Source organism: Mesorhizobium sp. M1312 (assembly GCF_040318115.1).
GTDB lineage: Bacteria > Pseudomonadota > Alphaproteobacteria > Rhizobiales > Rhizobiaceae > Mesorhizobium.
Window position 1 is genome coordinate 69965 of record NZ_JAMYLQ010000023.1, and the last position, 10359, is coordinate 80323.

9 protein-coding genes are annotated in these 10359 nt (G+C 57.7%); 6 read left to right on the forward strand and 3 right to left on the reverse strand.

The window, feature by feature from the left end:
* Position 1 precedes the first annotated feature (1 nt).
* Complete coding sequence (locus tag NKH36_RS23730; RefSeq protein WP_352960683.1) at positions 2-1138, reverse strand: glycosyltransferase family 2 protein; 1137 nt, start codon at positions 1136-1138, stop codon at positions 2-4.
* Positions 1139-1505: 367 nt separating this feature from the next.
* On the opposite strand from NKH36_RS23730, the gene NKH36_RS23735 reads away from it, so the two are divergent.
* The 5 genes from NKH36_RS23735 (at position 1506) to NKH36_RS23755 (ending at position 7470) form a co-directional block, all read left to right on the forward strand.
* Positions 1506-2474 (forward strand): polysaccharide deacetylase family protein, encoded by a 969-nt coding sequence (locus NKH36_RS23735; RefSeq protein ID WP_352960682.1) that lies wholly within the window; start codon positions 1506-1508, stop codon positions 2472-2474.
* Complete coding sequence (locus tag NKH36_RS23740; protein ID WP_352960681.1) at positions 2474-3319, forward strand: ABC transporter permease; 846 nt, start codon at positions 2474-2476, stop codon at positions 3317-3319. Before NKH36_RS23735 ends, NKH36_RS23740 begins: the two co-directional genes overlap by 1 nt.
* 88 nt (positions 3320-3407) lie before the next feature.
* Entirely contained in the window at positions 3408-4358 is a 951-nt protein-coding gene (locus tag NKH36_RS23745; RefSeq protein WP_352960679.1) for a glycosyltransferase family 2 protein, read from the forward strand.
* Positions 4359-4600: 242 nt separating this feature from the next.
* Positions 4601-6229, forward strand: a complete 1629-nt coding sequence (locus NKH36_RS23750; protein WP_352960678.1) for a glycosyltransferase family 2 protein — start codon at positions 4601-4603, stop codon at positions 6227-6229.
* Between the two features lie 5 nt (positions 6230-6234).
* Entirely contained in the window at positions 6235-7470 is a 1236-nt protein-coding gene (locus NKH36_RS23755; protein WP_352960677.1) for an ABC transporter ATP-binding protein, read from the forward strand.
* 238 nt (positions 7471-7708) lie between these two features.
* On the opposite strand, the gene galE is transcribed toward NKH36_RS23755, so the two are convergent.
* Together galE and NKH36_RS23765 are read right to left on the reverse strand one after the other, a co-directional pair.
* Entirely contained in the window at positions 7709-8683 is a 975-nt protein-coding gene (gene galE / locus NKH36_RS23760) for a UDP-glucose 4-epimerase GalE (RefSeq protein ID WP_352960675.1), read from the reverse strand.
* Positions 8680-9654: a UDP-glucuronic acid decarboxylase family protein gene (locus NKH36_RS23765; RefSeq protein WP_352960674.1), complete on the reverse strand. Its 975-nt coding sequence runs from the start codon at positions 9652-9654 to the stop codon at positions 8680-8682. Before NKH36_RS23765 ends, galE begins: the two co-directional genes overlap by 4 nt.
* Positions 9655-10045: 391 nt before the next feature.
* On the opposite strand from NKH36_RS23765, the gene NKH36_RS23770 reads away from it, so the two are divergent.
* Positions 10046-10348 (forward strand): hypothetical protein, encoded by a 303-nt coding sequence (locus tag NKH36_RS23770; RefSeq protein ID WP_352960765.1) that lies wholly within the window; start codon positions 10046-10048, stop codon positions 10346-10348.
* Positions 10349-10359 lie beyond the last annotated feature (11 nt).

Here is a 10359-nt window from a genome sequence, read left to right on the forward strand (position 1 = left end):
CCTAAGCGCAGTTTTCGACGAGGGCGGACGGATCAATACTCCTCGGACCTGACTCCCGAAGCTGGCGCGGCGTCGGCGTCTTGAGGGCCACCTGGACTCGCCTTCGAAGCCACTCCGGAGGAACTGGCTGGCAGATGAAGGTCGGATCGGCGTCAAAAAAACGCCCGGAGGTACAGATGGAATGCGGTGAGGTCGGAACCATGCGCTGTTTAACGGCAAGCAGTCTCGGCACAAAGCGACGCAGCCGCCGCCACAGGTCTTGTGCGGTCGGCTTTGCGAAGACATGAAACAGCGCGGCCGGATCGATCCGTGTTGCGTGGACAAGCGGAGCGATTGCCGCGCCTGGCGACGTGCGGGCGGCTTCGGTGCCGTAATACGCTGAGGCCACGCCATCGGACCAACGAAACAAGAAAGACGCTAGCCTGGGATGTCGCGTGCGGACTGTTTCAAGGACGATCCGGTGCGATGTCAGCATGACGAGATACCTGGTCGACATAGAGGATGGTGATCGCCGGTAACCAATCAGATACTCGGGAACGACGTCATAATCGCAGATCGCGGCAATGTTGAGCTGCATCTGCAAGTCTTCGGCTCCTTGGGCGCCTGCGGCTCTGAGTGCCGGGTCGTATCCCCCGGTTGCCGTAAGAACTGATCGCCTGATTAGCGGTGAACTTGCATTGCCGATAAAGTTCTCAACCAGCAGCCAGTTGTGAACGTCCCCGCGAGCGAGAATTGGCGGCGAGCATTCGATCACCCAATCATCATCATCGATGACCCGATACCACGCGTAGACAAGGCCGAGAGACGGCCGCGACTGAAACAGGCCGTGCTGCTTTTCCAGCTTTGTCGGGTGCCACACATCATCCGCATCAAGCGGCGCTATGAATTCACCCCTCGCCGCATGAATTGCCAGGTTTCTGGCGACAGCAACCCCTTGGTTCTGTTGTCTCAGAAGAGAAATACGCGGATCACGGGTTGCAAATGCCTCGACGATCTCAGCGGTCCGGTCGGTCGACCCGTCATCGACCACTATGATCTCCAGCTGTTTGAAAGTTTGCGACGCGGCCGACTGAAGGGTGTGTCGAATGGTCTTTTCCGCATTGTAAACAGGAATGATGACGGAAACGGCGGGTTGCATATCGAAAAAAACCTGCTTTTGATGAGGATAAAAGAAAGACGGGCGCCGCCAGCCTAAATACTAGCATACGCGAGCGGGATAGTATCAAGCCGCGCCTCTCCCTACCGGCTACTTCAACGTTGAGAATTCGCCCGGTCTTTCACACTGACGGCGGCGACATGTGCTAATATGCTGGTTCCAATCTGCCCAAACTTGGATGCCTTCATGCTTCCTTCCATTCGCTCACATCCGTGCCCATGGCCTCGTGGTCTTATTGCCATCAGCGATGCTTTGAACACTCACATGTATCGCGTTTCTGCCGATGGAGTTGGCACCCGCGATCGGACATGAGCGTGGTTTTTACGGTTCCCGCGGCGGGAGACCGATGGTGATCCCGCGTGTTCTCCTGCAGCTTGGTCGGCTGGCGCGGCGTCGGCGCCTGGCCCGTGCTCCCATCATACTGATGTACCATCGCGTTGCGGATATCGCCGTCGATCCGTGGAGGCTAGCCGTCCATCCGGCAAGGTTCGACGAACAAATCGAAGCGCTGACGCGGACCCGGCAGGTGGTGCATTTGCATGAGCTGTTCGATGTCATCGCACGGGGAAAGCCGGGCAAACCGCTTGCGGTTGTCACGTTTGACGACGGCTATCACGACGTCTACAGCAACGCTCGCCCGATCCTACAGCGTCACGACTGCCCGATGACGCTGTTTGTTGCGACGGGAGCAATAGGAAGCGGCAGAGAATTCTGGTGGGATGCGCTCACGCGCATCTGTCTTGAGACGCCTGAACTGCCTGACCAACTCGACATCACGATCGAGGGAGGCAGGCATCACTGGCTTATCCCGAAGATGGTGGATCAGGCCGGCCGTGACAAAGTCTACCGTGAGGTGTGGTCGGCGCTCCGAACGCTGCCGTATGAGCGGCAGAACGCACACATCGAAGACATTGCCAAATGGGCGGGTGTTGGTCTCGACGCCAGGCCAGAGCACTGTATTATGACTCCCGAGGAGGTTGGTGACATCAGTGACGACCTGATAACGATCGGCGGTCATACTGTCAGTCATCCCACGCTTCCTGCCCATTCCTTTGCGACCCAGCTTCGCGAGATCGTCGACGGCCGTTCGGCCTGTGAGCAAATGACCGGAAAACGCGTTCTCTCTTTTGCATATCCATTCGGAGACCATGACGCTCTGTCGGTATCTGCCGTCAGGGAAGCGGAGTTTGAGTTCGCATGCACGACGCGCGCCGGGTGCGTTACGCCCGAGGCAGACGTGCTGCGTTTACCTCGATTGTATGTCGACAACTGGTCAGGGGATGAATTCTTGCGAAAAATCGAGGATCATCTGTTCTGATGAACGCACAGCAGACTACCATTATCAGCCCTCGACGCGGCTGGTTTGACCTTGATGTCTGGCACCTGTGGCGCTATCGCGATCTGCTGCTCCTGTTCGCGATGCGCGACATCAAAGTCCGCTACAAGCAGACCTTGCTTGGTCCGGCTTGGCTGATCCTGCAGCCCCTGGCGCTTACCGCAGCCTTGACCACCGTCATCAGCGGTATCGCGGGCATTTCAACCGGCGGCCATCCCGCGCCGATCTTTTATCTGACAGCGCTGGTGCTGTGGTCGTATTTTTCCCAAGTCGTCTCCACCGCGAGCCAGGTCTTCATTGCTAACGGTCATCTTTTCAGCAAGATCTACTTCCCGCGACTCGTCGTTCCCGTGTCGTCGCTGCTGTCGAACAGTGTGGCTCTGGCGATCCAGCTTGGCGTCGCATTGGCCTTCTTGCTCTGGTACCAGCTGACAGGAAAAGTGGACGGGCTATCGTGGCGCCTCGCGTTCTTTCCGCTGGTGATCATCCAGGTCGCGGCATTCGCGTTGGCTGTTGGGCTTTGTCTAGGAGCGTCAACCGCGAAGTACCGCGATACAGCTCATATGACTCCGTTCTTGATTCAGATCTGGCTGTTCGTGACGCCGATCATCTTTCCTTTTTCGGCTATTCCCGAGCAGTACCGGACGCTGACCGGATTTCTGAATCCGCTCGCTGTCATAATTGACGAAGGGCGCTGGTGCTTCTTCGGCACCTCGGCAGTCGGTGCGCCACAAATCGCTGCAGCGCTTGTCACGACCTCGGTCGTGCTGTTCATCGGCGTCGTGATCTTTCAACGCGTCGAACGGACGGCCATGGACATGCTGTGAAGAGAAATGACAACCCTTGCGGCCCCGTAGAGAGTGAAGGCCGCCTTTCGTCGGCCGCCGCGCATTCTGCACGATGGGCACGACGCCGATGCCATTGATCTCCGTCATCACGCCTTTCCTCAATGTCGAGCGGTTTCTTCCGGCCGCGATCGAAAGCGTGCGCGCGCAAACCTTCTCCGACTGGGAGATGCTCCTCATTGACGACGGATCATTCGACGGGAGCGTTGCAATCGCGGTGGCTGCAGCAACCGCAGATCCGCGAATCCGTTTCATTCCATCGGACGGCCAGCGTCGCGGCGCCGCCGCGGCGCGCAATGCCGGAATCGCGGCCGCGTCGGGCATGTTCTTCACGTTCCTGGATGGTGACGATATATTTGAGCCGGAAAAATTCGAAACGGAACTTGCGATCTTTGATGCGCATCCTTGCATCAAGCTCCTTTACGGACCGACCCTGTGGTGGTTCCCCGATGAGCCGCACAGGAACTGGACCGACTCGATGCCACGCCAATCGAACCGTCTGCACATGCCTCCCGACCTGCTCGACCAGGTCATCGTGCGCCAGCGGGCCCATGTGCCGTGCATCTGCTCGATCATGGTTCACCGCGAAGCATTGGTCGCGGTGGGCGGCTTCGATGAGGCGTTCGAACTCTACGAAGACCAGACCCTTCTAGTAAAGCTGCTGTTACGCTATCCGGTGTTCGTGACATCCACGCCCACCGGCCGATACAGGCAGCACCTCGATTCGACATCGGCCAAGGCAACTGCTTCCGGCATCTACGATCGACTGCGCCCGCATGCTGCTCGCATTGGCTTCCTCGAATGGGTTGAGATGCATGCGTCGGCCTCGGGATTGATGACGCCGAAGTTGGAGCGGGCGCTCCGCTTCGCATTTGCGCGCTATCCAGCCCAGCGTCGACCTCTGACACTTCGCGATAGATTTGACCTCGCCATCGAAGCCGGACGCCGGTTCGCTCGGCGGCTGACGCCACGCCGCATCCTGTCGAAGGTGTTCAGGCTGCTGACGAGAGCACGGAAGTAGTGGGCGGGACCGGTGGCGCGGATTGGATCGCGACCGAGCCTGAGCTGTCTGATATTAACGATACCGTTTTACGTGAATGATAAGTCGCATCGCCTCACTGGGGGCTACGTGCTAAAAACTGACGAGTGTCCATTATTCTGTACCAAAAATTCTGTTTGTTACGCCTAAGGTCGCGTTTGATTTCTGGTAACGAACACCAGCCCGTTGCCTCTCTGCGAAGCTAAGGAGAATTTGGCTGTTTCATGATCGCAGTCGTCATAACAACTTACAACCACACCCGCTTTCTTGAGGAAGCCATTCAGAGCTGTCTTGGTCAAAGCCGGCCGATGGATGAAATTATTGTCGTCGACGACGGATCCACCGACGATCCGGCATCGGTTGTCGAGCGTCATCCAGGCGTGCGCCTGATCAGGCAGGACAATTGCGGGCTCGCGACCGCCCGAAACACCGGACTGGCGGCTTCCAGTTCCGATTACATCATCTTTCTGGACGCGGATGATCGTCTCCTTCCGAATGCCATTGAGACGGGCGTGCGAATGCTGGTTGCGCATCCAGATGCGGTTCTCGCTTACGGAGCTCATCGCTTCATCAATGGAAGCGGTGCGATCGAGTCAGACAAGCATCACGTCGCGCTTGTTGAAAATCCTTATCTTCAGTTACTGCGGACGGGAAACTTCATTGCGATGCATGCGACCGTGGTTTATCGGCGGGAGAGGCTCGCGGCCATGGGCGGGTTCGACGCTTCAATGCGGTCCTGCGAAGACTATGAGCTATTCTTGCGAATCGCCCGGCGCGGTTCGATCGTAACGCACGACGATGTCGTCGCCGAGTACCGCATGCACGGCGACAACATGTCGAAGAATCGATCGATGATGCTCGCTGCAGCATTGTCGGTGCTTGACAAGCAGTTGGCAGGTCCGGTTGACGACGATGTGCGTCTTGCAGTCCGCGATGGCAGGCGGTTCTGGAAGACCTACTATACCGAAGAGTTGACCACTGAGGCCTTGCGCGCGATCCGCACCGAACCTGCCAAAGCGATTCGCATGCTGTTGCAGGCTTTGCAGATGTCGCCGCCGATCACGCTGCAAACGGCGGCATTTAGGACAAAGCGCAAGGTCGGCAGGCATGTGCAACGGCTGCTCGGAGCTTCCGGCGCCGATTGGGTGGCTCCGCTCGTCGGTTCGGTGCGGTTTGGGGATTTCACGCGCACGGTGCCGATGAGCCGCACATTTGGATATGATCGCGGCAAGCCAATAGATCGGTATTATATCGAGAATTTCCTACAATTGAATGCGGCCGACATACATGGCCGTGTGCTGGAAATCGGCGACAACAGCTACACGATGCAATTTGGCGGAGCTCATGTCGTCAAGAGCGACGTGCTGCATGTTGATCCCGATAATCCAAACGCGACCATCATAGGCGACCTGTCGCAGCCCGGAGTCCTGCCGTCAAACGCCTTTGACTGCATCATCCTCACGCAAACACTTCATCTGATCTTCGACATGTCGGCCGCGGTCGCTGCACTGGCCGAAGCGCTCAAGCCCGGGGGCGTGCTGCTGCTAACTGTTCCTGGCATCACCCCGGTCGATCGCGGCGAGTGGGGCAGCACGTGGTTCTGGTCATTGACGCAGGCGGCGTTGGCGAAGTTGCTTGCGAAATCCTTCAGCACGGCGAATATGGCGCTCGAAACCCACGGCAACGTGTTTGCGGCAGTTTGTTTTCTCCAGGGACTCGCCAAGGAAGAAGTTTCTGACCAGAAGCTCGACGTCCGGGATACCGCCTATCCTATCGTTGTCACGGCGCGCGTCGTAAAGGACGGGCTGACCGCTGATCAGCCCCGCGGTCGAACCGCAAATGTTACGGCTTGAGATCGATGACAGAATTGCCAGCCGTTGAGGTCCGAGGACTTTCCAAGCGCTACCGGCGCGGCGCGATCGGCGTGCGCTCATTGCGTGAGGAGGTCGAACAACTTGTCGCGCGTTTGCGCTCGCGGGAAGCCCAAGCTTCCCTCAACGAATTTTTCGCCATCAAGAACATCACTTTTTCCGTTCCGACTGGCACCGTGTGCGGTATTATCGGACGCAACGGCTCGGGAAAGACCACGTTGCTCAAGGTTTTGACCTCGATCACGGCTCCGGATGAGGGCGAGGCAGTGATGCGAGGCCGGATCGGAAGCTTGCTGGAGGTAGGGGCCGGATTCCATCCGGATCTCGACGGGATCGAGAACATCTACCTCAACGGCGCGATCCTCGGCATGAGTAAGGCCGAGATCACGCGTAAGCTAGACCGGATCATCAAATTTGCCGATATCGGCAGCTTTCTCGAAACGCCGGTCAAGCGTTATTCATCCGGCATGTATGTTCGGCTTGCCTTCGCGATCGCTGCTCATCTGGAGCCCGAGATTCTCATCGTCGACGAGGTGCTTGCTGTCGGCGATGCTGAATTTCAAAGGAAATGTATCGGCACGATGAAGAACGTCGCGGGTGAAGGTCGGACCGTGCTGTTCGTGAGCCACAACATGGCCATGGTTCGGCAGCATTGCACAAAAGCGATTTATCTGGACCGCGGCCTTCTGAAGGATTTTGGCGAGGCATCATCGATCATCGATGCGTACCTGTCGAACACCGCCGCGAGCAGCAACGGTTCCGAGCGCGTTGGCGATGATGACCTCTGGATGCAGGTGGCTATTGTGTATCCGGGTACGCGCGAGCGATGCAGCCAACTCAAGTTTGGCGGCGATTACGATTTTGTGCTGAAGCTGGGCGCGAGGAATTCGTTTCACCGTAGCGTGGTTCATATCCAGATTTTTGATCAGGAAGGCAACTTGATCTCTGTGCTCGAAAGCCTCGCGGAAGGTGTTGGCCAATTTGACATAGTTGGGGAAGCCACGGTCGTGTTCAGCGTGCGATCGTTGGGATTGTTGCCAGGCACTTATAGCGCTGGAGCGGCTCTCTATGCGTGGGGAGAGGATGACCCGGACCTCGCAAGCGAGAACTTGCTAACGTTCGACGTTGTTGCAGCAACAGTCAATGACTCCTATTGGCCATATCTGAAAGAGCACGGGATTGTGCGACTGTCGCATTCTGCCCAGTTGCTTAAGGTGGATTGAAGGCGCGTGGAGTGACGTCCTGGCGAATGAATCTTCGATGTAGTTCAATCCGTCGAACGCCGACCGCAACGCTGAAATCGCGCGCGCATACAAAGACTGAAGGACAATCCGGGCTTACGGGAACGCCTCGGTCAGGGATCGCGAAAGCGGATAGAGGAAAATTTCTCGCTTGCCGCAGTCGCCGCCGCACTCGATTGCCTGTTGACCAAGCGGTAGGGCTCTTCCGCAAAAAAGATCATCACAACCGGCGGCGGTACCAGGCCAGCGCCGTTTCGACGATCCGGTCGATTCCGGATTGCTCAGGTATCCAGCCGAGTTCCCGGGCCGCCTTGCCGGCCGCGGCTACAAGCGCAGGCGGGTCGCCCGCCCTGCGCGGACCGTAGGCCACAGGAAAGCGCGTTCCCGAAGCCCGGCTCACCGCGTCGACCAACTCGTTCACCGTCGTTCCGGTTCCGGTGCCGAGATTGTAAACGTGGACTCCCGAATCGCGGAGAAGCTTCTCCCCTGCCAGAACGTGAGCACGGGCGAGATCGGTGACGTGGACATAGTCCCGCACCGCGGTTCCGTCCCTTGTGTCGAAGTCGGTGCCGTTGACGGTGAAAGTCCCGCCCCGCCGGAGCGCCGCCTCGATGGCGAGCGGAATGACATGTGTCTCCGGTTCATGCCGTTCACCGATCTCGCCGTCGGGATCGCATCCAGCGGCGTTGAAATACCGCAGCACAACCGCGTTCAGGCCATGGGCAGAGGAGAGATCGTCCACCATGCGTTCTATGATGAATTTCGACCATCCATAGGGATTGATCGGCGATTGCGGGTGCATTTCGTCGATCGGGGACCGAACGGGAACGCCGTAGGATGCGCAGGTGCTCGAAAAGATCAGCTTGTCGACGCCGGCCTTCAGCATCTCCTCGAGCAAAACCAGCGTACCGAAACTGTTGTTTCGGTAATAGAGTTCCGGGCGTTCGACGGACTCGCCGACATAGGCGTAAGCGGCGAAATGCGCCACTACATCCGGCCGATACTGGCGCAGCGCTGCTGCCACCGCTGCGCCGTCGCAAACATCGCCCTCGACAAGCGGTCCCCATTTGACCGCGTCGCGCCAGCCGCGCGAGAGGTTGTCATACGCAATGACCGACCAACCGGATTCGGCGAATGCCTTGCAACAGTGTGAGCCGATATAACCCGCCCCGCCAGTGACCAAGACTGTTTTCATTCGGCTGCAGCGGGGCGAGCATATCCCGATGAGACCAAGTCATCGAAATAGGCAATGGTCTTGGCGAGACCATCGCGCAATGCGATTCTTGGCTTCCAATTGAGCTCGCGCAAGGCACACCCGATATCAGGCTGTCGCTGCCTTGGATCATCGACGGGCAAAGGTAAAAACCTGATCTTGGATCGGCTTCCGGTAAGCTCGATCACCAGATTGGCGAGTTCGAGCATCGTGAATTCGACCGGGTTGCCGAGATTGATCGGGCCGGTAACATCGTCGGCCGTGTGCATCAGGCGAACCAGACCGTCGATGAGATCGTCGACATAGCAAAATGAGCGTGTCTGCTCGCCGGTGCCGTACACAGTTATCGGCTGGTTCTGCAGTGCCTGCACGATGAAGTTGGAAATGACGCGGCCGTCGTCCGGACGCATCCTCGGACCGTAAGTGTTGAAGATGCGCGCTACCTTGATCCGCAGCCTGTGCTGCCGCCAATAGTCGAAAAACAGCGTTTCGGCACACCGCTTGCCTTCGTCGTAACAGGAACGGGGGCCGACCGGGTTTACCCTGCCCCAATAGTCCTCGGTCTGCGGGTGAACCTCGGGATCGCCGTAGACTTCAGACGTGGACGCCTGAAGGATCTTTGCGCGAACCCGCTTGGCGAGCCCCAGCATGTTGATCGCCCCATGGACATTGGTCTTTGTCGTCTGGACCGGATCGAACTGGTAGTGAACGGGGCTTGCCGGGCAGGCAAGGTTGTATATTTCATCAACCTCTATGTAGAGCGGAAATGTCACGTCATGGCGAATGATCTCAAAGGATCTGTGGTCGAGCAAATGCGAGACGTTTCTCCGACTTCCTGTGAAGAAATTGTCAACGCACACAACCTCGTTGCCTTCAGCAAGCAACCGCTCGCATAAGAACGATCCCAGAAAACCTGCGCCCCCAGTCACCAACACTCGCTTTACCCGCTGCATTTTTGGGATCCTCACGCCGGTTCTTCACGCTATCGAACGCCCAATGCCCCGAGCCCAGGATAGGAAAAAAATGCTGCGCCGCAACACAAAATGTTAACGCGCTTGAAATAGTTGCGTGAGGCGTGGCGCAAATCCGCGAAACAACCGTTTAATCGCCCGTTTTGACGGTTTTTCGTTCGAACCTCAGCCTACCGGCAATCGGATTTTGGCATGAACGCGCTGCGCCGCAGCATGATCGATTGCTAATCAAGGTCCTGCTCAGAGACTTTACATGGCTCTTATAGTTGCCACGGGACGCCTCGGGACTGGGGGGTCGATTGTGTTGAAAAGTCCGGGTTGCAGCAGTCCTGGAGCACTGATTCAATCTTCGTCGTAAGAGGAGATTGAGTCGATGATGGGCGAGCAAAGTGTGATGCAGGAGGAGCTGTTCTACGGCTTCAGCCTGGAGCGGCATGTGCCGGCGGATCACCTGCTCAGAGCGATCGACCGCTTCGTCGACCTTTCCGTCATCCGCCGGGATGATCAAGGTAATCTTTTCCCCTCGAGCCGAGCTCCTGGCTGCCAACAACCGCCAGCTTTTCTTTCGTTGAAGCAGCCATTCTTTTTTCGCCTGTTTTCCGATGCTGTGTGTCCGGACAGCAACGTTTGCCGTATTCGGCGATCTGCTGCAACGGAGTATTTGACAGTTCGATGAATGAACCGTCA